A 26059-nucleotide genomic window follows, 5' to 3' on the forward strand; every position below is an offset into this window, starting at 1 on the left:
CGGCAGGGGATGAGAACGGATTCTTTGGAACATTTCTCTGGTCTTGTACGATTGTCGTTCGGCGCATGATGTATTTTCCCTGCGGAGCCCCCATCTTAACTGTACCCGCTCGGTATTTCTGAGCGGTGATATGGAGGGCACGCTTATGAGCGCCCCGGAAAAGACAGTTCCCGAACAGAATGCCTCGCCACAGCCCGAGCAAACGGAACCTGTAAAACCCCAAAAGCAGCAGGGAGACAATGACGAAAAGAAATCCTCTTTTAGTCAGAAGTCAAAAAGCTGGAAATAACATCCTCCAGAGCCGCGGTGGAAAGGGTGAGTGACTACAGTGGCAACCGAGGATTTTCCGGCGTGATTGGTGTGCTGGTTTGGCGGCTTGATAGTTTGGCTGACTGCCACCAGGAAATAGCCGGAAGGCGGAGCGGCGGGATAAAACCCGCCGATCCTTTATGAGTAACAGCATTTGGTGAAATTCAGAGCATTTCCAGAAAAACAGGTGCCGATTTGGCCCGGAAATGCGCAGGAACAACTAGTTACGGCGCTTCCACGATTTAACGAAAGCTCGAAACGCCGTAGACACGGAGGTCAGATGACACGGAAACAACTCCCGAAATCTCCATACGGGCAGATGTTCAAACCAACTGAGACGCCCCATGATCGCACTGCTGCCGCAGCCAAGCAGATCATAGCGGATGAACAGCAACGGCAACTTGATCTGACCGCCAAGCTTAAGGCTGCCCGCCTTGAGAAAGAGGCCGCTGAAGCGTCGGCCCCGCCTCCGCTCCGCAAAAAGGCGCAGAAGTCAAAGAAGCAGTAATATTGCCGCTTGGTAATTTACCGATCCTCAAGAAAAAGACCTCGCGCCAATGAGCGCGAGGCCAAGTCCAACAGGGAGGTTGTCAAATTGCTTACTGAGAGTAAACAATATTGACCATAAGTATATTGCAGTATGTGCAGGTTTTGGTCAAGGAACGAAAAACGAGATGCCAATCTGGTCACCCCGTGCGACGGAGGTTCATATCCTGGCGGCAGCCGCGACGTTCCTGAAATCCTACGGTGCCGAAGGAAGCGTTTAGGATGACCGATCGGATTGCAACCAGGGCTTCATCGGAGGCTGAACCGGCCTGACGTGGTTTTAGGCGCCTGGCCCTTCCTTGGATCGCGAGACAGGCCGGGGCATGTGAAATCAGTAATCCGTCTCGTGATCCGCAAGGAACCGGTCAAGTTCGGCTCGCGTCGAACTGCCCTCCATCGGGCCGGTGCGGGTCACGGCACGCGCTCCGGCAGCATTGGCGAGGCGCAACGCCTCGAACGGGGTGGCACCGGCGAGGCGCAGGGTGACGAATGCGCCGCCAAAACAATCTCCGGCTCCGGTCGGGTCGATCTCCTCGACTGTCAGGGGCGCGATATCGGTTCGGCCATCCGCATCGAAATGGCTCGCCCCTTCCGCGCCGCGCTTCAGGACGATCTCGCGGATGCCGCGCTCCAGAAGCACCCGGATCGCGGATGCCTCGTCGCGGGCACCGGTTAGCATGAACAATTCGTTTCCCGAGGGCAGGAAGATATCGGTCTGATCGAGGACCCCGTCCAGACGTGCGCGCAACCCCGGTGTATCAAGGATCTCGGGCCGGATATTCGGGTCGAAGCTCAGCGAGCCACCGCGCGCCTTGATCCGGACCACGGCTTCCATGGCCACCTCGGCCATGCCCGAGGCGGAGAGGGCGGTGCCCATGATATGGATATGATCGCAGCTCTCCATCAGTGACGCACCGGCCCCGGTGATCGACAGGGCCGCGGTTGCGCTCTGTGCCATGGTGAAGACGAAACTGCGGGAACCGTCCTCGCGGTAGCGGACGAAGGCGCAGCCGGTGACCTCGCCCTGCGCCACCTCTATCCCCGAGACATCGATCCCGTCCCGCGCGAGGCGGGCAATGTTCAGGTGGCCGAAATTGTCATCTCCGACCCGGCCGATGATCGCGGCATCCCCGCCGAGACGCCCGACCTGGTTCACGAAGATTGCAGGGGCGCCCGAGGGGTAGGGGCCGATCAGGGGCTGCGGCTCGTGGAATCCGTCCCCCTTCGTGGTGGCGATCAGTTCGACGAGGATTTCCCCGACAGTCAGTATTTTTGGCATCGGGTGCTTCCGTGACCAACTTGTCCCATAAGACTTTCTTCCATTTCCGAGGAAGGATTGCACCATCAAAGCGCGGGATCAAACAATGCATCCTGCATTCCGCCGGGCATTCGGTTTGGCCCTTGCACCCGGACGCAGGAAGGCATTCTCTGGGCACGTAGCCGAAATTTCCGTGAAATGTTTCGAGCAAGGCCCATTCCACAACGAGTTCAGCCCTCATGCTTTCCAACCTGCTGATCGTGCTGCCGATCTTTGCCCTCGTCCTGACCGGCTGGCTGGCGCGCCGTCTCGGCGCCCTTGGGCCGAATGCCACGCGCGAGGTCAATCGCGTGGTCGTCTACCTGGCGTTGCCGGCGCTGCTTTTCGACATCACGGCGAATGCCGTTCCTTCCGAAATCTGGCAGCCGGGTTTTCTTGCAGCATTCACGGCGGGGTGCGCGGTGGTTTTCGCCGTCACGATCTGGATGCGGATGCGGCAAGGGGCGCAGCTGGCGGATGCCGCCATCGACGGGTTGAACACGAGCTATGCGAATACCGGCTTCATGGGCTTTCCGCTGCTTCTGGCCGTGATCGGAGAATCGGCAATGGCGGCGACATTGGTCGCGACGATCGTTACTGCCTGCATCCTCTTTGCGGTTGCCATCATCCTGATCGAAAGCGGCCTGCAGACAGAGACACGCCGTCGCGACATTGCCCGGAAGATTTGCCTTTCACTGGTCAAGAACCCGTTGCTCATCGCGCCGGTGCTGGGCGGGGTCGTCATGGCAAACGGTGTAGGGCTGCCGGATGCGCTGAACACCTATCTGAAGCTGCTTGGCGGAGCAGCCTCTCCCTGTGCGCTGATCGCCTTGGGCCTGTTCCTTGCGGATAATTCAGGGCGGCAGCCGCGTGCGGGAACGCGAGTTCAGAATGTTCTGGTGGCATTGAAGCTGATCGCCCAGCCCGCAGTCACATGGATCATCGCCGTGCCGGTCCTGCGACTTCCATCTGAAATGGCGCATGTCGTGGTGCTCCTGGCTGCGCTCCCGACCGGCACCGGCCCCTTCATGCTGGCGGAATTCTACGAGCGCGAGGCCTTGCTGACGGGGCGCGTGGTGCTGATCACAACTGTTCTGTCAGTCGGCACGTTGTCGCTATACCTTGCGGTGGCAGGGTGAGCCGTAAAAACCTCTGGCCCCGCTTCCACAAGAGGTGCTAACCGGTAGGCATGTCTGGCTTTCATGCTCGCCTAGTCATGCCCTCCGGCTGGTTTCACGCGCCCGGCGGTTCCAAGGTCCGGGATGTTCCTCTTCGGGAATTTCCGTGGCCAAATCGCACACGTCACGCCCGGTAAAGGAAGGTCGCACGCAAGATGCAGGATACCCAGATCATCCTTTTCATGCTTCACATCGCCGGGGCGGCAGCCCTTCTGATCTGGTCGGTTCGCCTTGTCCGGACCGGGGTTGAACGGGCGTTTTCCACGCAACTGAGACTTTGGCTGCGCCGCTCGACCAAAAGCCGGTTCCTTGCGGCGGGCATGGGAACGGCGGCGGCCGTCTTTCTTCAAAGCTCCACCGCAGTCGCGATCATGGTCTCGAATTTCGTTTCGCGCGGCAGCATCGCCACTGCGGTCGGGCTGGCGATCTTGCTGGGCGCGGATGTCGGTTCGGCAATCGTGGCGCAGATCCTGCTGTTGCGGCAGGACTTTCTTGTTCCACTGCTTTTGCTTGTCGGCGTGGCGCTGTTCCTGCGCGGGGACCAGCCGCGAAGCAGGCAGGTGGGGCGCATCCTGATCGGGCTGGCATTGATCTTTGTGTCGCTCGACATGATCCGCGCCGCCACGGCTCCGCTGCTGGACAGCACCAGCACCTTGGCGGTGATGCAATATCTTGGCCGCGACGGGCTGACGGCATTCGCGATCGGGGCGATTTTTGCATGGGTCGTCCATTCCAGCGTCGCAGCCATCCTGCTGGTGGTGACGCTTGTCGCCCAGGGACTTCTGCCGGCATATGGCGCGGCGGCCATGGTCCTGGGGGCAAATCTGGGTGGTGCTTTCATCGCCTATGTCCTGACATTGGCAAGCCCTATTCCGGCAAGGCGCATGGTCGTGTTCAACCTTGTCCTGCGGGGCGGGCTGGCCGCGCTTGTCCTGATCGGCCTGACCTTGAATGCGGCTGCGCTCGGTTGGCTCGGTCAGGCCGAGGCGCGGCAGGTGATCAACCTGCATCTTGCCTTCAACCTGGTGCTTGCATTGCTGTCGCTGCCATTGCTCGGTCCGATCGCACAACTCGCGGAATTCGCGATGCCCGAGCGGTCCGATCCGGTGGGAGAGCTTGGGCCAGCAACGGCGCTGGACGATTCCGCGCTCGACAAGCCCGATCAGGCGCTGGTCTGTACCGCGCGCGAAATCCTGGCGATGGGGCAGGCCATCGAGATCATGCTGCGCGCTGTCGGCGGCCTTTACGAGAGATGGGATGCGGCCACGGCAGAGGGGATCAGGAAGCGCGGCGAAACCGTGCGCAAGATGCATTTCGATCTCAAGCTGTTCCTTGCGCGGCTCAATCGCCGCGAACTGGATGAAGAGGGAAGTGGGCGCTCCATGGAACTTGCCTCGCTCGCGGTCAGCTTCGATGCCGCGGCAGAACTGGTTTCCCGCAATCTCGTGGAATTGGCGAAGCGATTGCACGCGCAAGGCGTTGCCTTCTCCAAGCCCGGGCAAGAGGAGATCAGCGATTTCCACGACCGGGTGCTGGGCAATGTGCAGCTGGCGCTGAATGTCATGATGACCCAGAACCCGGAAGAAGCGCGGGAACTTGTTGCGGCCAAGGATAAGGTCCGTGACGTGGAGCAGCAGATGCAGCGCAATCATCTTGGCCGTCTGCGCGAGGGACTGGCGGAAAGTATCGAGACGAGCAGCATTCACCAAGAGACGCTGCGGGCGCTGAAGCAGGTGAATACCTCTTTCACGATGGTCGGCTATCCCATCCTGACCCGGACGGGCGACCTGCTTTCCAGCCGTCTTTCCGGTGCCGATGTGCAATCGGAAGAGCGAGCGGACGACCGGGCGAAAAAACGGACGAAAGGGAAACGTTCCCGATCTTAGGCACGGCGTCCGTCTTGCCGATATGCGGTATCCGGCGCGGTTTTCCTGCCTTAACCTGCGAACTGAAATATGAGGGAGAACAATATGGATCTCATGGCAAAAGCCACAGCCATCGTGGGCGGGATCATGGTTCAGATGCGGCGGGCAAGCGCCCCGCGCGATCAGGCAGTCGGCGCTGAGCCCGCGATTCCCGACGCCCAGGCCCAGGGCATCATGACTCTCAAGATGCCCTCTGCGAAGGGATGGGAGCCGGGACAGGTTCCCAAGGCGGCACCGGGCTTGAAGGTCAACGCCTTCGCCGAGGGGCTGGAGCATCCGCGCTGGATCGAGGTGCTGCCGAATGGCGATGTACTGGTCGCGGAATCGCTGCTGGAGGCCGGACCTCCGAAAAGCTTGTTCGAACGCGCGATGCAGGCGACCATGCGGCGCGCCCATGCCATCGGGGTCAGCGCGAACCGGATTTCGCTGTGGCGCGATCAGGACGGCGACGGCAAGGCGGAGATCCGCGAGGCCTTCCTGGAGGGGCAGCGGCAACCCTTTGGCATGGCGCTGGTCGATGGCAGTTTCTATGTCGGCAATACCGATGGCATCGTCAGATTTCCCTATGAGGAAGGCGCCACGCAACTGACCGGCCCCGGTGAGCGGCTGGTGGAGTTCAAGCCCGGCGGTCACTGGACCCGCAGCCTGATCGTCTCGCCGGACCGCAGCAGGATCTATGCCGGCGTGGGCTCGCTTTCGAATATAGGCGACGAGGGAATGGAGGCCGAGGAAGGCCGGGCCGCGATCTGGGAACTGGATTTGGCGAGCGGGGAGGCGCGGATCTTTGCCTCGGGTCTGCGCAATCCCGTCGGCCTGGCATGGGAGCCGGTGACCGGCAAGCTCTGGACGGTGGTCAACGAACGCGATGGCTTGGGGGATGAGACCCCGCCCGATTACCTGACATCGGTTCGGGACGGCGGCTTCTATGGCTGGCCCTATTGCTACTGGGGCCAGACCGTCGACGATCGCGTGCCGCAGAATCCGGAATTGGTGGCGCGGGCGATCAAGCCGGATTACGCGCTTGGCGGCCATACCGCCTCGCTCGGTCTTTGCTGGATGCCCGAGGGGACCTTGCCCGGCTTTCCCGATGGCATGGTCATCGGGCAGCATGGTTCATGGAACCGCTCGACTCTCAGCGGCTACAAGCTGATTTTCGTGCCGTTCCGCGACGGCCAGCCCGCCGGTGAACCGCGTGACATCCTGTGGGGTTTCCTGTCCGAGGACGAAAAGACGTCATTTGGGCGCCCGGTTGGCGTGACCATCGGGCCGGACAAATCCTCCCTGTTGATGGCGGATGATGTCGGGAATGTCATCTGGCGTGTCACCGGGGCGTAGCGCGCCACGCTCTGACGGAAATGCTGTGCCTGCATCTCGCGAAGGCCGGGGTTCCACCCCGGACCCCGGGATATTTTACATGAAGAAGGGGCGGAAGCAGTCTGGGTAAGCCGGGCATTTGCCCTGTTTCACTGCTCGCCCTTTACCCGGATCAGGGTCTGCATCCCGGTTGCGGCATGGACGCGCTGCTCGCCATCGACGCCCCAGACATCAAGTTGGCACACGGTCAGCGTGCGGCCCGGCTTGATCACACGCCCGGTCGCTTCGAGCCTCTCACCCCGGGCCGGGTTGATCAGGTTCAGCTTGAACTCGACCGTCAGAACGGCGCTGCCCTCGGGAAACAGCGTATAGGCCGCATAGCCGCCCGCGGTGTCGGCGATGGCCGAGCTGCCGCCCGCGTGGAAATATCCGTGTTGCTGGGTGACTTCCGACCGGAAGGGCAGGATCAATGTCACCAGCCCGGCCCGGATTTCGGTCATCTTGGCACCCAGATGCGCCATCAATCCTTGGCGGTTGAAGCTGTCGCGCACCCGGCGGGTGATGTCCTCGTTCAGGTCTTCGCCGATCTCCATCTGCATATCCTTCTTGAGTCCATGATGTTGAAAAGCTCACATTTCCAGCAATGCCCGGCGGAATTCCGGCTCGAACAGAACGACCTCGCGCGCTTCAAGACAGCGCGCATGATCCAGCGCCCGGCTCGTCAACGCCTGGGCCAATTCGACGGCCTCGGGCATGGAGCGGCCCCGCCCGAGCGCCGCCACGACCAGACCGGCAAAGAGATCGCCGGTGCCGGGCAGGGCGACCGGGATATGCCGGGTCGCGTGGCGGGTCATCTCGTCCGGCCCGAGGATCACGGTTTCCAGGTCTCCCCTGGGCGTGTCTTCCAATTCGCAGCCGGTGGCGATCAGCCGCGCTTTCGGGGCCAATCGCAACTCCGCTGCCGCCTGACGCAAATCCTCCAACGTGGCAATGGGGCGATCGGTCAGGTGACCCAGTTCGAAGGAATTTGGCGTGGCGATATCGGCCAGCGGCAAGAGCCCGTTCCGCATCACCCCGGCGATTTCCTCGGGGACGTAAAGGCCCGGCGCATGATCGCCCATCACCGGATCGCAGATATAGATCAGCGCGGGGTTGGCCTGTTTGCAGCGCGCCACGAACTCGGCCACCAGCTGCGCGACCTCGACCGAGCCGATATAACCCGACATCAGGTAGGTCGCCCGCTGCGGCAGGCCGCGTTCCTCGGCCCCCAGAAGCAGGTCGGCGAAAAGATCGGGCGGGACGGGAGCGCCACGCAGGGTCGGATAGTCAGGCGTATTCGAGAAAATCACCGTCGGGATGGCAGCGACCTCCAGTCCGGCGGCCTGCATCGGGAACAATGCCGCCGAGTTGCCGACATGGCCATGCACCACCTGGCTTTGAACCGAGATCACCAATGGCGGTCTTTCTATCTGCGTCATTCCGTACCCTCCAGCCTCTTGCGCCAGTCCTCAATCCGGCCGCTGTCCAGGCGGCGTCTGGCGTAGCGTTTCCAGCCCTCGGCCAAGACATCGAGCGATGCCATTCGCGACAGATCGTCGAGATTCATCCGGTCGACATACATCACATGCCAAAGGCGGTGAATGGTCCAGTCCGGGGCAGGGCGCTCGACCAGGGAAAGCTCGTCGCCCGGTGCGACAGATCCGGGTTCCAGCACGCGATAATACCAGCCGGTGCGCCCGCTGCCCTGCACGCGCCGCGCCATGTCGCTGACTCCGAAACGATGGTTCAGCTTCCAGCAGGGCTGGCGGCCCTGCGAGACTTGTATCAGCGCCCCGCCCAAGCGAAACATGTCGCCCACCGCCACATTCTCTTCGGTCAATCCTGTCGTGGAGATGTTCTCGCCGAACGCGCCCGGGGCATCCAGCAGGGGATGCGCCCCGATCTCGTCGCGCCAGGCCGGATAATGTTCGCGCGGATAGTGATGCACGGCCTTTTCGGGGCCGCCATGCACGCGCCGATCTGCCTGCTCGTCACCGGTGAAACCGTTCGGCTCCAGCATGAGCGGGGCACTTGCAGGAGATTTCGCGATCCCGCTCTGATGATAGCTTCCGGCAAGGAGCGCGGATTTTCCGATCAGCAGGGTGACGGTATTCATCTGGATGCCCTTTCCATCAGAGCCAGTGCCACTCAGAACGCCACGCCGGACCAGAGGCAGATATTCGCATAGGGCGTGAACTCGCCGGTCCTGACGATGGCCCGCGCGTCCCTGCTGGCCAGCTTCAGGTCTTCATGCGGCAGCCGTTCCAGCACCCCGATCTGCCGCTTAGAGAAACGGTCGATCAGCTCCGGATCGGCCTCAACCGCGGCGGCGGAACGTTCGACGACCAGTTCCGACAGCACCGCGTCCAGCACCTCGAAGAAGCCGGGCACGCCGCCGGTGACGGCTAGGTCGATACAGCGCACCCTTGGCGGGACAGGCAGGCCGGCATCGCCAATGACCAGCAGATCGCCATGCCCCATCGCCGCGATCAGCCCCGACAGTTCCGCATTCAGCAATGTTCGGCGTTTCATCCTGCGCCTCCTCAAGTTCCGCTTGGCAGAACATCCGCCAGGTAACGCATCATGTTGCCACCCATAACCTTGGCGATCCGGGCCTCGCTCAATCCCGCATCCATCAGTGCTTGCGTCAAGGCGGAGAGATGCGCCGCATCGAAGGGCGCATCGACCGAGCCATCGTAATCCGAGCCCAGTGAGACATGATCCTCGCCCACAAGCGCAATCGCGGCCTCAATGGCAGAGGCAATATCGTCAGGGGTCCGACCGCAGACCACATCGGCCCAATAGCCGATGCCGATCACCCCGCCCTTGTCGGCAATCCGTCTCACCAGCGCGTCATCCAGGTTGCGATGGCTGTCGCAATGCCCCTGAATGCCGGTATGCGACAGGATCGGTCGCGCGCCCTCGATAGCCAGCACATCCTCGACCATCTGCGGCGAGGCATGGGCAAGGTCGATCACCATGCCCTTCGCGATCATCGCCTCGACCACTTGATACCCGAATTCGGTCAGCCCGGCACCGCCGCCGCCTTCGCCATGCAGGCTGCCGCCAAGCTCATTGTCGAAGAAATGCGTCAGCCCCATCAGCCGGAAACCCGCGTCATACAAGGCATCCAGATTGGCCAGCTCGCCTTCCAGCGGATGCCCGCCCTCCGATCCCAGCATCACCCCCAGGACCTGTTCACCTCCGGCCCGGTCCTTCAGCAGATCTGCCAGATCCTCGCGCGTGCGAATGATGCGCAGCCGGTCGGGCGTCTCTTCTGCCATTCGCTGCAAATCTTCGGCCTGCACCAGTGCACGTTCGCGCAACGAGAACCACGACCGGATGGGCCGCAACTGCCCCATGAACAGCGGCGTGATATTGTCCGGAGCCCCGGCACTGTTCTGGTCGTAATTCTGCCCGCGCGGACTTTTCGTCACGGTCGTATAGACTTGCAAAGCGACATTGCCTTCCAGCAGCCGGGGAATATCGGTATGACCCCGTGTCCCGCGCTTCAACAGATCACGGTCCCAAAGCAGCGAGTCGGCGTGCCAGTCGCCGATCGCCAGTTCCCGATGCAAGGCTTCGGCCTCCTCCGAGACCGGCCAGCCCTCTTCGGGCATGGTCACCGGGTTCATGCTGCGCTCGACATAGCCCGGCGCGAAAATGAAGAAAGCGACTGTCGCCAAAATGGCCAGCGCGACAATTCCCAGTAAAATCCGCTTCAGCATTCTCCGCTCCCCTCAGCCCGGCTCAAGATGGCCCTTCTTCTTCATACAAGTATCCGCGGGGGAGGACGCGCCGCAAGGCGTGGCCGGGGGCGGCAGCCCCCTTACCCCAATGGCATGAACATGATCAGTTGCGGCCCGGCGCTGCCATGTGGCCAGATATCCCCGGTCTCGACGAAGCCTGCCTTGCGATAGGCGGCGATCGCAGGTGGATTGGCCATGTTGACGGTCAGCCAGACCCGCGCCTTGCCCGGATAGGCAGGCGGCAGATAACCCTTCAGCGCCGTCATGGCAGCCGTTCCGAGGCCGCGTCCCTGCCGCTTTTGATCCAGGATCACGCCACGTAGGCCCAGATGATCGGCTTGCGCAAAATCATGGCGCAGATGATATGCGCGGTCGATCTTGAACAGACCGACCACCCCACCAGCTTCCCGAATCTCGTGCAGATCGACCGTTGCCTCGGGCTCGACCAAAGCCGCATCGACCGTGCCCGCGAACCGCTCCTGACCCGGCCGGACCGCGATATGCGCGAACCGGCCGGCATCCCGCCGGTCCAGCGGATGCAGCGAGATCGTCACTCCAGCGCTTCCAACTCGTCGATGAATCCTTCGATCATCGACAACCCCCTGTCCCAGAATGCCGGGTCCGAGGCATCGAGGCCGAACGGAGCCAGCAATTCCTTGTGATGCTTCGAGCCACCGGCGGCCAGCATCTCGAAATATTTCTCCTGGAAATCCGGCAGGCCGTCCTCATAGGTGGCGTAGAGCGCGTTCACCAGCCCGTCGCCGAAAGCGTAGGCATAGACATAGAAGGGTGAATGGACGAAATGCGGCACATAGGTCCAGAAGGTTTCATAGCCCGGCATGAATTCAAATACCGGCCCCAGGGATTCGTGCTGCACCGACATCCAAAGCGCGTTGATGTCATCGGGCGTCAGTTCGCCCTCGGCACGGGCGGCATGCAGCTTGCATTCGAAATCGTAGAAGGCGATCTGGCGGACGACGGTGTTGATCATGTCCTCGACCTTGCCTGCCAGCAGGGTCTTTCGCTGCGCCGGATCGGTGGTCTTGGCCAGCAAGGCCCGGAAGGTCAGCATCTCGCCAAAGACCGAGGCCGTCTCGGCCAGTGTCAGCGGCGTTGAGGCCAGCAATTCGCCCTGATCCGCCGCCAGCCTTTGATGGACGCCGTGGCCCAGCTCATGCGCAAGGGTCATCACGTCGCGCGGCTTGCCCAGGTAGTTCAGCAGCACATAGGGATGCACACTCGTCACCGTCGGATGTGCGAAGGCGCCCGGAGCCTTGCCGGGCTTGACCCCCGCATCTATCCAGCCCTTGTCGAAGAACGGCTCGGCCAGTTCGGCCAGCCGGGGAGAGAAGCCGGCATAGGCGTCCAGTACAGTGCTGCGTGCTTCGTCCCAACCGATGGTCCGGGGCGCCTCGGTCGGCAGGGGCGCATTGCGGTCCCAGACCTGCAGCTTGTCCAGCCCCAGCCATTTTGCCTTGAGCGCGTAATAACGATGCGACAGGCGCGGATAGGCCTTGGTCACGGCATCGCGCAGCGCCTCGACGACTTCGGGTTCGACATGGTTCGACAGGTGCCGGCCATATTGCGGTGTGGGCATCTTGCGCCACTTGTCCTCGATGGCCTTTTCCTTGGCCAGCGTGTTGTGGACGCGCGCGAACAGCTTGACATTGTCGCCAAAGACCTTGGCCAGCGCATGGGCGGCAGTTTCGCGCTTGGCGCGGTCATGTTCGGTCAGCAGGTTCAGGGTGGCTTCCATCCCCAACCGCTCGCCATCCACGTCGAATTCCAGCGCCGCCGTGGTTTCGTCGAACAGCCGGTTCCATGCCGCCGCACCCACGACGGAGTTGTCATGCAGGAACTGCTCCAATTCGTCGGAAAGCTGGTGTGGGCGCATGGCCCGCATCCGGTCGAAAACCGGTTTGTATCGGGCCGGGCCGTCAGCGGCGGCAAAGACCGCTTCATAGGTCTCGTCGGGAATACGGTTGAACTCCAGGCTGAAAAAGACCAGCGGCGTGGTGATATCGGTGAGCCGCCCCTGCAGGTCGCCCAGTTGCTTGGCCCGATCCGCATCCGTGGTGTTCTGGTAATAGCGCAGCCCGGCATAGGACATGATCCGTCCGGCGGTGATGTCGATCTGCTCATAGGCCTGGATGCAAGTCAGCATTTCGGGCGCGGACAGATCGGCCAGCTTGCCCTGGTAGCGCGCGGCGAATTCCTGCACATCCTTTGTCAGGCGCTTGATATCGGTGGTCAGTTCCGGCGAATCCGGGGCAGGGTAGAGATCGCTCAGGTCCCATTCGGGAAGCTGCCCGAATTCATTGCCTTTCACCGCGTCCTTGGAATCGAATGTCACATGTCCTGCCATCTTGGGTCCTTTCTAGATTGCCCTAGATGTGGACCGTAAGAAAGCCGCCCGCAAGGCTAGGAGCACGCTTTGATCCGATTGCCGATCCTGCAGGGCCGGGGCATTGTCCTCGCGCAAACAAGGGTCCGATCCGTCAAAACGAAAACGCCGCCCCGGAGGGCGGCGTCTGGTCGTGCAACAATGCGGCGGGATCAGAAGCCCAGACCTGCATATTTCGATTTGAACTTGGTCACGCGGCCACCGGCATCCATGAGGCGCGAATTGCCGCCGGTCCATGCGGGATGCGAGGTCGGATCGATGTCGAGCGTCATGGTCTCACCTTCGGAACCCCAGCTGGAGCGGGTCTGGTAGGTGGTGCCGTCGGTCATCTTGACCTCGATCATGTGATAGTCGGGATGGATGTCTTTTTTCATCGGGTGACCTCGTTCAAGCGTTCGCGCCAGCGCCCGATTTGGGCCTGTAGTTGGTTTTCTCGGCGATACGGGCGGATTTGCCGCGACGATCGCGCAGGTAATACAGCTTGGCGCGGCGGACTTTACCGCGGCGTACGACCGTGATCGCGTCGATATTGGTCGCATAGAGCGGGAAGACACGCTCCACACCCTCACCGAAGCTGATCTTGCGGACGGTGAAGCTGGCGCCGATGCCGTTGCCGCCCTTGCGCGAGATGCAGACGCCTTCATAGTTCTGCACACGGGTCCGGGTGCCCTCGGTCACCTTGTAGCCGACGCGGATGGTGTCGCCGGCCTTGAAGTCCGGGATGGTCTTGCCGAGCTCTGCAATTTGCTCGGCTTCGAGTTCTGCGATCAGGTTCATCGCTTTATTCCTTTTCTGGCTCGCGGTGGCCCCGCGATTGGTCTGATGCGCCCGAGAGCTGTCGGTCCTTTGTCGGGTCCATGTCCGCCGCACTCGATGCGTCGGCCCATGCCCGCCACAGGTCGGGGCGGCGTTCCTTGGTCAGCCTTTCGGCCTCTGCTTGCCGCCAATCTGAAATGGCTGCGTGATTGCCGGACAGCAGAACCTCCGGTATCTCGCGGCCTTCCCATTGGGCGGGCTTCGTGTACTGCGGATGTTCCAGTAGACCCCGGTTGCCGATGGAAAAGGACTCCTCGGCCAGCGAATCCTGATTCCCCAGCACGCGCGGTATAAGCCGAACCGTTGCGTCGATCAAGACCTGAGCGGCGATCTCTCCTCCGGTCAGGACATAATCGCCGATACTGACTTCCTCGACATCATGGGCGTCGAGAACGCGCTGGTCAACGCCCTCGAAACGCCCGCATATCAGCGTGACGCCGGGACCCTCCGCCAAGGCGCGGGCGCGGGCCTGCGTCAGGGGGCGGCCACGGGGGGACATGTAGATGACCGGGGCGGCGGAACTGCCCTGTTTCGCCTCGCGCAGTGCCGCATCCATGACATCGGCGCGGATCACCATGCCCGCACCGCCGCCCGCCGGGGTGTCATCGACATTGCGATGACGGCCGACCCCGAATTCGCGCAGCGGAATGGTCTGCAGGTTCCACAGCCCTTGTGCCAGAGCCTTGCCGGTCAGCGACAGGCCCAGAATACCGGGGAAGGCCTCGGGGAAGAGCGTGACGATCCTGGCGGTCCAGACATCCTTGACCTGCGGCTCGGTCATCAATTCGCGCGGGCGGAGGCTGGGTTTCGCTGTCAGGCGGCCATGAGATTTCATCGCTGGTATTCCTTTGCAGGCGCACCTTCAGACGCGTCAAGCAGTAGCGCCTGCTTGGCTGTCGCCAAGGCGTCCTCGTCCAGATCGCTGCGGTTCAGCGCTATCAGGCGGTCGATCAGCCCGGGCGCGGGGCTGCGATGCCGATGCGTGGCAGGGCGCAGCATCCGGTTGTCCGGCAGGTTCAGGAAATCGACGAAAACCTGTGCAAGGCCGAAGGGCTGATCGATCAGTGTCTCCATCTCGTTCACGTGCAGATCGAGATCAGGCAGTTCGGCGCGGATCGCGGCCAATGTTCGGGCGAACCCGTTCCGGGTCAGGCGGGCGGTGAAACTGTCTCGATCTTCGGTCAGCCGGACCGCCCTGATCTTGCGGGCAAGATGGGCGTGGATGCTGGTGGCCCAGTCTTGCGGGGTGCGTGTCGTCAGGCAGACAGTCAGTTGCAGCGGTTCCGGCAGGACCTGCATCGCCTCCCGGTAGGTGCCGATCAGCGTGGCGGCGGCGGGGTAAGGATCGGAGTCTTCCGCGCGGGGCATCGGCCCCAGCAGGTTTTCGTCGCTGATGACAAGATCTCGACCGGAAAGCTGCAGACCCGCCAATTGCTGCTGCAAATCCTCGCGGATCACCTGCAGCACGTCGGGATCGCCCAATTGATAGAAGCGCCAGACCCAACGCGAGATTTCGCGCGTTCGGTCAGGTAACAACACTTCCGTAGCCGGTTCGATAGCGGCGCGATTGTCTTCAAGGAATTTCTGCACGCTGGTGGTGCCGGTCTTGTGCAATCCCAGATGCAGCAGGACTCGGGTCATTCGTCCGAGTCGGGCGGATCAGCGATGATCCGGCCCGCCTTGAGATCGACGGTGGGGACGACGGCGCGGGTGAAGGGCAGCAAAAGCTGCTCACGGCCGGTAATCTCGAGGATGTCGCCCGCGCCGTGATCATAGATCGCGTGTACGCGCCCCAAGGATCGGCCGCCGGTGTCGAACACATCCAGCCCGATCAGGTCTGCGTGGTAGAATTCATCGTCCGGCAGCGAGGGCAGGGCTTCGCGCGGAGCCCAGAGGGTTGTGCCGCGCAGCGCCTCGGCCTGTTCGCGGGTCGAGACGTCCGAAAGGCGCGCGCCGATGCCGCCGGTGACAGGACGGGTCAGCTTGACGGTAAAGGACCGTTTCCCGTCCTCGGTCGTGAGCGGGCCGTAACCGGCGATGTCGCGGGGCTCGGAACAAAAGCTTTTCAGCCGCACCTCGCCCTTGACGCCAAAGGCTCCGGCGATGGCTCCGACACAGATCTTATCGGACATGGCCTATTTCTCCCCGCAAAACCCGGCGCGCAGCCAGATGCCGCCGGAAGTCTCGCACAAATCCCTTTGATGCGAACGCTCGAACATCATACCGGCCACGAAAACGGCAAGGCCAAAGAAAACAAGGCGAAACAATCGGAACATGCGATGGCCGCAGCAGGCGGGCCCGGATGATTCCTCCGGGCCCGCACTGGCGATTACTCGGCGGATTCGTCAGCCGGAGCCTCGACAGGCGCAGCTTTCGCGGCCTTCTCCTCGGCGCGCTTCTTCGCCTTGTCGCCGGGCTCGGCCTTCTTCATGTTCTTGCGCTCGGCCTTTTCCTTGGCGCCAGCGGCTTCGAGGAAGCGGGCGATCCGGTCGGTCGGCTGTGCGCCCTGGCCCAGCCAGTACTGGATGCGCTCCATGTCCATCTTGACGCGGTCTTCGCTGTCTTTCGGCAGAAGCGGGTTATAGGTGCCCAGCTTTTCCAGGAAACGGCCGTCGCGCGGCATGCGCGAGTCGGTCGCGACGATGGCGTAATGGGGGCGTTTCTTGCTGCCGCCACGGGCCAGACGGATTTTCATTGCCATTGGTTTTCTCCTTTGAAATGGCGTGTTCGCTGCGACAGGGCGCAGTCTACGGTTGCAGTCCTTCGTGGTGCCGGATCACTTCGGCGATCACGAAATTCAGGAATTTGCGCGCGAATTCCGGGTCGAGATCGGCCTCGCGCGCGAGGCGTTCCAGCCGTTCGATCTGTTGCGTTTCGCGCGTCGGATCGGAGGGAGGAAGGTCGTGGGCGGCCTTGAGACGACCGACGGATTGGGTGTGCTTGAAGCGTTCGGCCAGCGTGTAGACCAGGATCGCGTCCAGCCGGTCGATGCTGGCGCGATGCTCTTTCAGCAGTTCGGCGGCGCGGGTGACGGGATCGGTCATGCGGCTGTTTCCTTGCACTGATCGGGATCCGGATGGCGAAAGACAAGGCAGGGCTCGTCGAAATCCGGCACGGGCGCGGTGCCGTCCTGCGTTGCGCCGAGGCGTTCGGCCAAGGCGATGGAACGCGCGTTGTCCGGATGGATATAGCTGACGGCGCTGCTCCAGCCGAGTGCCTGATAGGCGTGATCGCGGGCGGCCAGTGCGGCCTCGCGCGCATAGCCCTTGCCTTCGGCGGCAGGGGACCAGATCGTCCAGCCGAGTTCGTGTTCGGGCCAGCCCTCGGGAAACCATGGTCCGGTCATGCCGAGCGGAGTATCGTCGCCCTTGAGGGTAAAGACGAACATACCCCAGCCACGCATGACCCAATGGCCGATCACGTGACCGAAGGCGCGCCAACTGTCCGAGGGCTTGATCTGTGTTCCGCCACCGATGAACCGGGCGCGTTCGGACAGGTGGAATTCGCGCCAATGCGGCCAGTCGCTGGCGGTTGGTGCGCGCAGGTCAAGCCGATCGGTGGACAGGACCGGGGAAGGGGACAGCAGGATCATGCCGGTACCTCAGCCGTGGGGATGGCATAGATGTCGCGGGCAATACCATCGGGGAAGGTCTCGCGACGGAGTTTCTTGCCGCCCAGGGTCTCGGTCAGCCGTCGCGCGGCTGTGTTCCCGTCGCGGAAATGGGTTTCGACCACGTCCCGGCCAAGCCGGTCCCGTGCCCATGCAAGAACGGCGCGGGAGGCTTCCTGCGCGATGCCGGTGCCACGTGCCACGGGCAGGAGCCACCAGGTGAGTTCGTGGCCCGGCCAGCCTTCGGGATGGACGATGCCGCAGCCACCAAGCGTCGCGCCGTCACGAGTGATGGCGAATTTGCCGAAGCCCTTCAGTGCCCAATGACCGATATCGCGGCAGAGCACGCCATAGGCCTGATCGCGGCGCAGTGGGCCGCCATAGAAATGCGATGCCTCGGCATCCGCGAAAAAGCGGACATAGGCGTCGAGATCCTCGGCGATGGGTGCGCGCAGGGTCAGGCGATCTGTCGTCAGGACCGGGGTCATGCTGCGCCCTTCACGTGGCGATAGATCAGCACGGAATGTCCCATGAGCTCGCCTTCGCGCTCGATGCTCGCGCCGAGGCGTTCGGCGAGCGCGCGCGAACGGGTGTTCTCGGGATCGATATGCGAGATCAGCGGAGAGAATCCCATCGGACCCTGGGCATGATCGCGGGCCTTGAGCGCGGCCTCGTGGGCGAGGCCGCGGCCCTCGAAACCCTCGTAGATATGCCAGCCGAGTTCGGGCTCGGACCAGCCTTCGGGCTTGATCACCCCGACGCGGCCCGCTGTCGTGCCGGTGGCCTTGTCCTCGACAACCCAGAAACCGTAACCGAAGAGCACCCAATGGCCGACGGCCGAGGAAAAGCTGCGCCAGGCACCCCAACGATCGAACGGACCGCCGACGAAGCGGGCGCGTTCCGAAGTGGCGAAGGCCGCATGTGCCTCGAAATCCGACATGCGCGGCTCGCGCAGTATCAGGCGTTCGGTTTCGAGAACCGGGATATCGACGGAAAGCCTGGTCATTTCTTGGGAAACAGCCCCGAAAGGCCGCCGGGCAGCCCGGCCTTGCCAAGATCACCGCCAAGGCCCTTGGGATCCTGAAGCATCTTGGTCGCCTCGGCCATTTTCGCCGGATCGGCATTTTCCACATCGGGCAACCCGCCGCCCTTGCCGGTCATGGCGCGCATCGCCTGCTTCAGCATGCCGCCCTTGCCCATCTTGCCAAGTTTTTTCATCGTATCAGCCATTTGGCGCTGCATCTTCAGAAGCCGGTTCAACTCGGCCACATCCATGCCGGCGCCCGCCGCAATGCGTTTCTTGCGGCTGGCCTGCAGGATCGCGGGATTGGCGCGCTCCTTCTTGGTCATCGAATTGATGAGGGCAACCTGGCGGCGGACCGCGCTGTCGTCCATGCCTGATTGTTCGGCCTGCTTGGCCATTTTCTGCATGCCGGGCATCATGCCCATGATCGACTGCATGCCGCCCATCTTCTGCATCTGTTCAAGCTGGCTTTTCAGGTCGTTCATGTTGAACAGACCTTTCTGGAAGCGCTTCATCATGCGCTCGGTCTGTTCGACCTCGAGCACTTCCTGCGCCTTTTCGACCAGCGAGACGATGTCGCCCATGCCAAGGATGCGGCCCGCGATGCGCTGCGCGTCGAAGCCTTCCAGCGCATCCATCTTTTCGCCGAGGCCGACAAAGCGGATCGGCTTGCCGGTGACGGCGCGCATGGACAGGGCCGCGCCGCCGCGGCCATCGCCGTCCATCCGGGTCAGCACGACGCCCGAGACGCCGATCTTGCCGTCGAACTCGGTGGCGACATTGACCGCGTCCTGGCCGGTGAGGCCATCGACGACCAGCAGCGTCTCGCGCGGCTGCGCAATGTCGCGGACGGCCTGCACCTCGTCCATCAGCACCTGATCGATATGCAACCGGCCCGCGGTATCCAGCATGAAGACGTCATAGCCGCCGAGCGCCGCCTGTTGCTTGGCGCGCTTGGCGATCTGGGTCGCGGTTTCGCCCGGCACGATGGGCAGGGTATCGACGCCGATCTGCTGGCCGAGGATCGCAAGCTGTTCCATTGCCGCCGGGCGGTTGGTGTCGAGGCTGGCCATCAGAACCCGCTTCTTTTCGCGCTCCATCAGGCGCTTGGCGAGTTTCGCGGTGGTGGTGGTCTTGCCCGAGCCTTGCAGGCCGACCATCAGGATCGGCGCGGGCGGGTTGTCGATGCGCAGGGCTTCGGGCTCGTCCTCGCCCTGCAGGACCCTGATCAGCTCGTCATGGACGATCTTGACGACCTGCTGGCCGGGGGTAACGGATTTGGTGACGGAGGCGCCAGTGGCCTTCTGCGTTACCGATTTCACGAAACCGCGCGCAACCGGCAGCGAGACATCGGCCTCCAGCAGCGCGACCCGCACCTCGCGCATGGCGGTCTTGACGTCCTCCTCGGACAGCGCCCCCTGCTTGGTCAGCCGGTCGAAGACACCGCCCAAGCGGTCGGATAGGTTCTCGAACATGGGCCAGGCCTCCTGAGGTCCGATCTATGGCCCGACGGGCCGGTGCAAAACACGAATGCCCCCGTGGGCGCAACGCGCTGACGGGGGGCGATCCCCGCAACGTACGGGGACCGGAAGGGCAGTCCTTCCGGGAATTCGAGAAGGAGATATGCAAAAACGGCCCCCGAGTCAATGAGGAGGGCCGGGCTTTGGGCCGTTGATCGAAATCAGCGTTTGACCGTGCCCAGTTGCAGCGTGAAATTGATCGCCTGTCCCTGCATGTCGGCGGTGAAGGGCGCGACCTGTTTCGTACGCGAGGCTGCCCGGATGATGGCCTTGTCCAGGACCGCTTTGCCGGAAGATTCCAGAATTTGAATGTCCGCGATCTGTCCATTCCGGGCAACGGTAATCCCGAGGGTCGCTGACAGCTTGCTTGTTATGCCATGGACGGCCAGGGATGAATCGGCCGCACGGATGTTTCGCATCAGCTCGTCGCTCAGCATGTCGGCCCATTCACGGGAATTGGCCGGAGCAGCGCCAGCGTTGCTGCCGAAAGATGTCTGGGCTTCAGCGGTCGGAGTGAGGGCGGGAACTGCGCAGATCGTCAGAAACAGGGCAATGGCCGGCAGAGTTTTTTGTAACATGGATGACCTTTTATCGCACGGTTTCGAATGAATTCGAGGTCATCATTCTATGGCCAGATCGCCGCCAAGGCGATGCATTCCTGTCAGCTTGATATATGGCGGATCGGCTTGACCTCTGTCACGCCGATCCGGATCGGGGTCAGGCTACGAAGAATGTCAAAGCCGGACGATGCAGCGCTCCAGCCCGACTCACCCGATCGTACCTGCGGTTTTACGGCTTCTTGTAGCGCCGGATGACTTCGCAGACCGCGATGTCGTATTCGTCGAACCAGGTTTCGCGGCCATGCTTTCTGGCTTCGAGATGTTCCGGATGCTCTGCCCAGGCCTTTTGATGTTCATCCGTGTCGAATTCGACGATGGTGACCTGTTCGCCATCTGCTGCATGAAATTGCTTGAAGGAAATAAAGCCCGGCATCTGACTGCCGATCTCTGCCATCTTCTTTCCGGTTTCGGCGTAAGCTTGGCGGGTTTCCTCGTGAACACGAGAGCGGAAAACGGTGATCGGCATTCGAACGTCCCCTTGAACTGACAACTGATTAACCACGGGTGACCCTGACCGGAAAATAGTATCTGCTGTCAATCCGGGACGCGAGGGCAGAGATGCACCGTTATCGTGTATGCAACGGTGCATCTCGTGACGAGCAGTGGGCCGGTGGAATCAGGCAGCCAGCTTGCTCACCGCTTCTTGCGCGCGGGCAAGGCCTGCATCGCGATCCATGGCGAGGCGGTCGGCGGCCACGAATTCGACATCGGTAATGCCGAGGAAGCCAAGGATGTGGCGCAGGTAGTCCGAGGCGAAATCGATATCCGAACCGATGGGCGTGCCGGCCGAGCTGTAGGCGACGATGGCGCGCTTGCCTTTCAGCAGCCCTTCGGGGCCTGCCTCTGTATAGCGGAAGCTGATTCCGGCGCGGGCGATCTGGTCGATCCAGTTCTTCAGTTGTGCCGTCAGGGCGAAATTGTAGATGGGCGAGCCGATGACCAATACATCTGCGTCCTGCACCTCTTTCAGATAGGCGTCCGAAATGTCGATCAGCTTTTGCTGTTCTGCCGTCGGGTTCTCGGGGGCGAGGCGGACGGCCTCGTACCAGTCGGTATCGATCGCGGGAACACCTTCGTTCAGGTCGCGATAGGTGACGGTTGCGGCCGGATTGTCGCCTTTCAGTTTCGAGACGATATCGGCGGTGAGCTTGCGCGAGACGGATTCTTCGCCGGTGACCGCGCTGTCGAGATGAAGAATATGCATGTCAGTGGTTCCTCTGGGTTTGGCGTTGACAGAAAGATAGCTCTTTGCATGGATGAACGGAATGGCGATAAACGCGCAATGTCTGTGCGGAGGTGCACATGAATATTGAGAGCTGGGACGATATCCGCACCGCTCTGGCCGTGGCCCGCACGGGAACCGTCAGCGGCGCGGCCGAGGCTTTGGGCGTGCATCATGCGACGGTAATCCGCCGTGTGGATACGTTGGAGAGCCAACTTGGCGCCAAGCTGTTCCAGCGTCATGCCCGCGGCTATGCGTTGACCGAGGCCGGGCAAGCTTTGCTGCGGACAGCGGGTGAGGCCGAAGAGCGCTTTGCGCAGATGGCATCCAACATTGCGGGTGCGGGTGACCGGATCGAGGGTGAACTGGTGGTGACCTCGCTGCCCGAACTCGCCGAACTTGTCATGCCGCGAATGCTTGCGCTGTTGCGGCAGCATCCGGGATTGCGGCTGCGCTATGTCACTGACGCCCGGCTTTACCGGCTGTCGACGGGAGAGGCGCATATCGCGATTCGCGCGGGCAAGAAGCCGGACGAGCCGGATTATGTCGTTCAGCGGCTTGCCGTGCTGCCATCCCGGCTTTACGCGGCGCCTGCCTATCTGGAGGCCCATGGTCCGGTGGATGATCTGGCACAGCATCGTTTTGCCATCCCATTGCCGGGCGCCGGGGGCGAACGTGCGCCCTATATGCGCTGGCTGCAGGAACGCGTGTCCGAAGAATGCCTGGTCTTTGTCAGCAACGATCATGACGCTATCGAGGCTGTCGTGCGCGACGGTCTGGCGCTTGGCGTGCTGATGGATGCGCGCGCGGAAGGGCTGATCGAGGTCATGGCCCCCGCGGAATGGGATTCGCATCTCTGGCTCGTGACCCATGTCGATCTGCACCGCACGCCGAAGGTGCAGGCCGCGCTAGAGGCGTTGCGGGGCGATGGAAAGAAGCGGACCGCGGAAGGCGATTGAATGCCGCGCCCGATTTGTACGCCCGGTCACGCAATCGCGCGGCTATAACCCATGCCGGTCATCGCAATGCGGAAGGGCGGGGTGCCATGAAACCCGGCTGCCGAAATGCCATCTGCTCCCTTCCATCTGCGCTGGCCATGACGCAGACTGCGCCGGAAGAGGAGCCGACAGATGAACAGACCCGTGCCGCCGATCAGCCGCTTTCCCGTTCCCGATCTGAACGACCTGCCCGAGGATATCCGGCTGGCCATCGAGAAGATTGCCGAGAAATCGGGCTTTATTCCCAATGTCTTCCTGGCGCTGGCCCATCGTCCGGCCGAGTTCCGCGCCTTCTTCGCCTATCATGATGCACTGATGGACAGTGACGAGGGGCTCAGCAAGGCCGAGCGCGAATTGATCGTGGTCGCGACCAGCGGGCTCAATCGCTGCCAGTATTGCGTGGTGGCGCATGGGGCGATCCTGCGCATCCGGGCGAAGGACGCGTTCATCGCCGATCAGGTGGCGGTCAACTGGCGCAAGGCCGACCTGACCGACCGGGAACGGGCCATGCTGACCTATGCCGAGAAAGTGGCACTGAACGCGCAGGAGATCGGCGAAGAGGATCACCGGGCGCTGGCCGAGGCCGGTTTCAGCGAGGATGAAATCTGGGATATCGGTGCGATTGCCGCGTTTTTCGGCATGTCGAACCGGTTGGTGAATGCGGGCGATATCCGGCCCAATGATGAATTCTACATGCTGGGGCGGGAATGAGGGCACCGCTTGCTCCCGAACCGCGACTGGTCCGGCCCGAGATCAATACGCGAATGGAGCCGGTGGATTGGGCGCAGCTCTTGCTGCTGTCGGTTCTGTGGGGCGGCTCGTTCTTCCTGATCGCCGTTTCGGTCACCGGGCTGCCGGTGCTGAGCGTCGTCGCCATCCGGTTGGGCGTCGCGGCGATGGTGCTGTGGCTGATCGTGCTGATGACGGGGCGCAAGCTGCCGCGCGCCCCGGGGATCTGGGCGGCTTTCCTTGTCATGGGTATCTTGAACAACGCCATCCCCTTCGGATTGATTGTCTGGGGTCAGACCTCGATCCCTTCGGGGCTGGCCTCGATCCTGAACGCAACCACGCCGCTCTGGACGGTGATCGTTTCCGGGCTGCTGTTGAGCGATGAGGGCTTCAGTGCACGCAAGCTGGTTGGCGTGGTGCTGGGGCTTGGCGGGGTGGCCGTCATGATCGGGCTGGATACGCTGGCAGGGCTGGGGCATGCGATCTGGGCACAACTGGCCATTCTCGGGGCGGCGCTGTCCTATGCCTTCGCCAATGTCTTCGGGCGGCGGTTCCGGTCCATGGGGCTCGATCCGGTGGTCACGGCTGCGGGGATGGTCACGGGATCGAGCGCGCTGCTGGTCCCGCTGGCGCTGTCGGTCGATGGCTGGCCCGGCGCGGAAGTGCCCGGACAGGTTTGGCTGGCCGCCATCGTGTTGGGCGTGGTCAGCACCGGGTTGGCCTATGTGCTGTATTTCCGCGTGCTGGCACGGGCAGGGGCCACGAATATCTCGCTGGTGACATTTCTCGTACCGGTCTCCGCAGTTTTCTTGGGATGGCTGTTCCTCGCCGAGACCCTGGGACCGGCGCATCTGCTTGGAGTCGCCCTGATCGCACTGGGGCTGGTGCTGATCGATGGGCGCCTGCTTGCGGGGCGCAAATGAGCGTCGCCGTTCCGCGACAGGAGGCCCTGCGCGGGCATGCGGCGATGCTGCTGTTCTCGGCGCTGGTGGCGGGGTCGTTTTCGCTTGGGGCGCGGGCGGCCAACCTGATCGATCCGGCGGCGATCACCGCGATGCGTTTCGTCATCGCCGCCGGGGTGATCGGAGCAGTCGCGCTGGCCGGTCCCGGCATACCGCGAAGGGGGCTTCATGCACCATGGAGATACCTGCTGCTCGGCGGTATCTTCTCCAGCTATTTCGTGCTGATGTTCGAGGGGCTCAAGACCGCCAGCCCGGTCTCGGCCAGCGCGGTTTTCACGCTGACGCCGCTGATTGCCGCCGGTTTCGGCTGGCTGGTCATGCGGCAGCGGATGACCAGCCGGATGGCACTGGCGATGGCTCTTGGCGCCGTGGGTGCGCTATGGGTGATTTTTCGCGGCGATCTGGCCGCCATGCTGCGGCTGGAACTGGGGCGTGGTGAGCTGGTTTACCTGTCGGGATGCGTGGCGCATGCGCTCTACATACCGTTGGTGCGAAGGCTGAACCGGGGCGAAAACCCGGTCGTGTTTACCCTGGGCACATTGGTCGCGGGGGCTATCGTGTTGCTCATATGGGGATGGCAGGCGATCGGAGCGACGGCCTGGACGAATCTGCCACCCATCGTTTGGATCACCCTGTTCTACGTCTCTCTCTTTGCCAGTGCGGCAACTTTCGTGCTGGTGCAATTCGCCTCCCTGCGGCTGCCAGCCGCCAAGGTCATGGCCTATACCTACCTGACTCCCGCATGGGTGATCGCGCTCGAGGCCTTGCTGGGGCAGGGCCTGCCCGGTGGTATCGTGCTGCCCGGCGTGGCGGTGACGCTGTTGGCCTTGTGGCTATTGCTGGAGGGCGATGATGGCTGACCTGCTATCCGACGAGGCAGCTTTTCATCCCCTCGCGCAGCCGCTAGGTTCCGCGCGGACAAACGAGGCAAAGAGGCAGTCGGTGGCGCATATCATCGTTGTGGGCAACGAAAAGGGAGGTTCCGGGAAATCGACGACCTCGATGCATGTGGTGACCGCCCTCGCGCGGATGGGCCACAAGGTCGGCGGACTGGACCTGGACGTGCGGCAACGCAGTTTCGGTCGCTACCTCGAGAATCGGATGGCCTTTATCCAACGCGAAGGGCTGGACCTGCCCACGCCCATGCTGGGAGAGCTGGGCGAGGGGAGCGATCCGCTGACCCCGGCACTTCACGCGCTCGAGGCGGAATGCGATTTCATCCTGCTGGATTGCCCCGGTTCGCATACGAAACTCAGCCAGATGGCGCATACGCTGGCCGATTCGCTGATCACGCCGATGAATGACAGCTTCGTCGATTTCGACCTGCTGGCGCGGATGTCGCCCGAGGGCAAGGTGCTGGGGCCTTCGATCTATGCCGAGATGGTCTGGGCCGCCCGGCAGATGCGGGCAGAGGCCGGGGCGGGGGCGATCGACTGGATCGTGCTGCGCAACCGTTTGGGCACGCAGGCGATGCACAACAAGCGCAAGGTCGGCGGCGCGCTGACCACCTTGTCCAAGCGGATCGGCTTTCGCGTTACCGCGGGCTTCTCGGAGCGGGTAATCTTCCGCGAGTTGTTCCCGCGCGGGCTGACGCTGTTGGATCTGAAGGAAATCGGCACCGAGAGCCTGAACATGTCGAACATTGCCGCCCGGCAGGAATTGCGCGACCTGATCGCCACGCTGGCTCTGCCGGGAGTCAGCGTCAGTTTCTGACGATCGTCACGGCTTCTTGACGTCGCGGCAGGATTGTCGCTAATCGCATGAATGTTTATGTTTCGCGGATTATATTTTTCGTTA

Annotated in this window: 31 protein-coding genes; 9 read left to right on the top strand and 22 right to left on the bottom strand. The window is 62.6% G+C overall.

The genetic code is table 11. The features are described 5' to 3' along the window. Positions 1–589: 589 nt before the first annotated feature. Positions 590–817, top strand: coding sequence for a hypothetical protein (locus tag JHX88_RS05520; protein WP_076525343.1), 228 nt, complete (start codon positions 590–592; stop codon positions 815–817). Between the two features lie 369 nt (positions 818–1186). Here JHX88_RS05520 and JHX88_RS05525 read toward each other — a convergent pair whose 3' ends face one another. Continuing rightward, positions 1187–2134, bottom strand: a complete 948-nt coding sequence (locus tag JHX88_RS05525) for a tagatose kinase (protein WP_076525340.1) — start codon at positions 2132–2134, stop codon at positions 1187–1189. 218 nt (positions 2135–2352) lie between these two features. On the opposite strand from JHX88_RS05525, the gene JHX88_RS05530 reads away from it, so the two are divergent. From JHX88_RS05530 to JHX88_RS05540, 3 genes are all read left to right on the top strand, one after another. Beyond that, on the top strand, positions 2353–3291 hold the full coding sequence (locus JHX88_RS05530; RefSeq protein ID WP_076525337.1) for an AEC family transporter: 939 nt from the start codon (positions 2353–2355) through the stop codon (positions 3289–3291). A gap of 194 nt (positions 3292–3485) precedes the next feature. Continuing rightward, entirely contained in the window at positions 3486–5216 is a 1731-nt protein-coding gene (locus JHX88_RS05535) for a Na/Pi cotransporter family protein (RefSeq protein WP_076525334.1), read from the top strand. An 84-nt stretch (positions 5217–5300) separates the two neighbouring features. After that, complete coding sequence (locus JHX88_RS05540) at positions 5301–6590, top strand: PQQ-dependent sugar dehydrogenase (protein WP_076525331.1); 1290 nt, start codon at positions 5301–5303, stop codon at positions 6588–6590. 128 nt (positions 6591–6718) lie between these two features. On the opposite strand, the gene JHX88_RS05545 is transcribed toward JHX88_RS05540, so the two are convergent. The 21 genes from JHX88_RS05545 to JHX88_RS05645 all read right to left on the bottom strand — a co-directional run bounded on the left by JHX88_RS05545 (position 6719) and on the right by JHX88_RS05645 (position 21555). Continuing rightward, the gene (locus JHX88_RS05545) at positions 6719–7162 is read right to left on the bottom strand and encodes a PaaI family thioesterase (RefSeq protein WP_272848196.1); all 444 of its coding nucleotides are present in this window, start codon (positions 7160–7162) and stop codon (positions 6719–6721) included. 36 nt (positions 7163–7198) lie between these two features. Next, positions 7199–8038 carry a pyridoxal kinase gene (gene pdxY / locus JHX88_RS05550; RefSeq protein ID WP_076525503.1) on the bottom strand — a complete coding sequence of 280 codons (840 nt, stop codon included), beginning with the start codon at positions 8036–8038 and terminating at the stop codon, positions 7199–7201. Between the two features lie 5 nt (positions 8039–8043). After that, positions 8044–8724 carry an MOSC domain-containing protein gene (locus JHX88_RS05555; RefSeq protein ID WP_076525325.1) on the bottom strand — a complete coding sequence of 227 codons (681 nt, stop codon included), beginning with the start codon at positions 8722–8724 and terminating at the stop codon, positions 8044–8046. Between the two features lie 32 nt (positions 8725–8756). Then, complete coding sequence (gene rbsD, locus JHX88_RS05560; RefSeq protein WP_076525323.1) at positions 8757–9140, bottom strand: D-ribose pyranase; 384 nt, start codon at positions 9138–9140, stop codon at positions 8757–8759. A gap of 11 nt (positions 9141–9151) precedes the next feature. Further along, positions 9152–10336, bottom strand: a complete 1185-nt coding sequence (locus JHX88_RS05565; protein WP_076525320.1) for a dipeptidase — start codon at positions 10334–10336, stop codon at positions 9152–9154. Positions 10337–10437: 101 nt separating this feature from the next. Then, positions 10438–10911 (bottom strand): GNAT family N-acetyltransferase, encoded by a 474-nt coding sequence (locus JHX88_RS05570; RefSeq protein WP_076525317.1) that lies wholly within the window; start codon positions 10909–10911, stop codon positions 10438–10440. Beyond that, complete coding sequence (locus JHX88_RS05575) at positions 10908–12722, bottom strand: M3 family oligoendopeptidase (RefSeq protein WP_076525315.1); 1815 nt, start codon at positions 12720–12722, stop codon at positions 10908–10910. Before JHX88_RS05575 ends, JHX88_RS05570 begins: the two co-directional genes overlap by 4 nt. A gap of 191 nt (positions 12723–12913) precedes the next feature. Next, the gene (gene rpmE, locus JHX88_RS05580) at positions 12914–13135 is read right to left on the bottom strand and encodes a 50S ribosomal protein L31 (protein WP_076525313.1); all 222 of its coding nucleotides are present in this window, start codon (positions 13133–13135) and stop codon (positions 12914–12916) included. 13 nt (positions 13136–13148) lie between these two features. Further along, positions 13149–13538, bottom strand: a complete 390-nt coding sequence (gene rplS / locus JHX88_RS05585; protein ID WP_076525311.1) for a 50S ribosomal protein L19 — start codon at positions 13536–13538, stop codon at positions 13149–13151. A gap of 4 nt (positions 13539–13542) precedes the next feature. Then, positions 13543–14412: a tRNA (guanosine(37)-N1)-methyltransferase TrmD gene (trmD, locus tag JHX88_RS05590; protein WP_076525309.1), complete on the bottom strand. Its 870-nt coding sequence runs from the start codon at positions 14410–14412 to the stop codon at positions 13543–13545. Next, positions 14409–15218 (bottom strand): hypothetical protein, encoded by an 810-nt coding sequence (locus JHX88_RS05595; protein WP_076525307.1) that lies wholly within the window; start codon positions 15216–15218, stop codon positions 14409–14411. Before JHX88_RS05595 ends, trmD begins: the two co-directional genes overlap by 4 nt. Beyond that, positions 15215–15709, bottom strand: coding sequence for a ribosome maturation factor RimM (rimM, locus tag JHX88_RS05600; protein ID WP_076525305.1), 495 nt, complete (start codon positions 15707–15709; stop codon positions 15215–15217). The genes JHX88_RS05595 and rimM overlap by 4 nt, the downstream gene beginning before the upstream one ends. Positions 15710–15906: 197 nt before the next feature. Then, positions 15907–16278, bottom strand: coding sequence for a 30S ribosomal protein S16 (gene rpsP / locus JHX88_RS05605; protein ID WP_076525303.1), 372 nt, complete (start codon positions 16276–16278; stop codon positions 15907–15909). A 46-nt stretch (positions 16279–16324) separates the two neighbouring features. Then, entirely contained in the window at positions 16325–16621 is a 297-nt protein-coding gene (locus JHX88_RS05610; protein ID WP_076525301.1) for a chorismate mutase, read from the bottom strand. Continuing rightward, entirely contained in the window at positions 16618–17169 is a 552-nt protein-coding gene (locus JHX88_RS05615) for a GNAT family N-acetyltransferase (RefSeq protein ID WP_076525299.1), read from the bottom strand. Before JHX88_RS05615 ends, JHX88_RS05610 begins: the two co-directional genes overlap by 4 nt. Next, positions 17166–17675 (bottom strand): GNAT family N-acetyltransferase, encoded by a 510-nt coding sequence (locus JHX88_RS05620; RefSeq protein ID WP_076525297.1) that lies wholly within the window; start codon positions 17673–17675, stop codon positions 17166–17168. Before JHX88_RS05620 ends, JHX88_RS05615 begins: the two co-directional genes overlap by 4 nt. Next, entirely contained in the window at positions 17672–18193 is a 522-nt protein-coding gene (locus tag JHX88_RS05625) for a GNAT family N-acetyltransferase (RefSeq protein WP_076525295.1), read from the bottom strand. The genes JHX88_RS05620 and JHX88_RS05625 overlap by 4 nt, the downstream gene beginning before the upstream one ends. Continuing rightward, on the bottom strand, positions 18190–19686 hold the full coding sequence (gene ffh / locus JHX88_RS05630) for a signal recognition particle protein (RefSeq protein ID WP_076525293.1): 1497 nt from the start codon (positions 19684–19686) through the stop codon (positions 18190–18192). The genes JHX88_RS05625 and ffh overlap by 4 nt, the downstream gene beginning before the upstream one ends. Before the next feature lie 206 nt (positions 19687–19892). Next, the gene (locus JHX88_RS05635; protein WP_076525291.1) at positions 19893–20309 is read right to left on the bottom strand and encodes a TonB family protein; all 417 of its coding nucleotides are present in this window, start codon (positions 20307–20309) and stop codon (positions 19893–19895) included. Positions 20310–20520: 211 nt separating this feature from the next. Then, entirely contained in the window at positions 20521–20817 is a 297-nt protein-coding gene (locus JHX88_RS05640) for an antibiotic biosynthesis monooxygenase family protein (protein ID WP_076525289.1), read from the bottom strand. A 150-nt stretch (positions 20818–20967) separates the two neighbouring features. Then, positions 20968–21555 (bottom strand): FMN-dependent NADH-azoreductase, encoded by a 588-nt coding sequence (locus tag JHX88_RS05645; RefSeq protein WP_076525287.1) that lies wholly within the window; start codon positions 21553–21555, stop codon positions 20968–20970. Positions 21556–21653: 98 nt separating this feature from the next. On the opposite strand from JHX88_RS05645, the gene JHX88_RS05650 reads away from it, so the two are divergent. The 5 genes from JHX88_RS05650 (at position 21654) to JHX88_RS05670 (ending at position 25975) form a co-directional block, all read left to right on the top strand. After that, on the top strand, positions 21654–22532 hold the full coding sequence (locus JHX88_RS05650) for a LysR family transcriptional regulator (RefSeq protein ID WP_076525285.1): 879 nt from the start codon (positions 21654–21656) through the stop codon (positions 22530–22532). 171 nt (positions 22533–22703) lie between these two features. Continuing rightward, positions 22704–23282 carry a peroxidase-related enzyme gene (locus JHX88_RS05655; protein ID WP_076525283.1) on the top strand — a complete coding sequence of 193 codons (579 nt, stop codon included), beginning with the start codon at positions 22704–22706 and terminating at the stop codon, positions 23280–23282. After that, on the top strand, positions 23279–24223 hold the full coding sequence (locus JHX88_RS05660) for a DMT family transporter (RefSeq protein WP_272848197.1): 945 nt from the start codon (positions 23279–23281) through the stop codon (positions 24221–24223). The genes JHX88_RS05655 and JHX88_RS05660 overlap by 4 nt, the downstream gene beginning before the upstream one ends. After that, positions 24220–25122 (top strand): DMT family transporter, encoded by a 903-nt coding sequence (locus JHX88_RS05665; protein ID WP_076525281.1) that lies wholly within the window; start codon positions 24220–24222, stop codon positions 25120–25122. Before JHX88_RS05660 ends, JHX88_RS05665 begins: the two co-directional genes overlap by 4 nt. Before the next feature lie 82 nt (positions 25123–25204). Continuing rightward, the gene (locus tag JHX88_RS05670; protein ID WP_076525499.1) at positions 25205–25975 is read left to right on the top strand and encodes a division plane positioning ATPase MipZ; all 771 of its coding nucleotides are present in this window, start codon (positions 25205–25207) and stop codon (positions 25973–25975) included. Positions 25976–26059: the final 84 nt, after the last annotated feature.

Source organism: Paracoccus saliphilus (assembly GCF_028553805.1).
In the GTDB taxonomy this organism is placed as follows: domain Bacteria; phylum Pseudomonadota; class Alphaproteobacteria; order Rhodobacterales; family Rhodobacteraceae; genus Paracoccus; species Paracoccus saliphilus.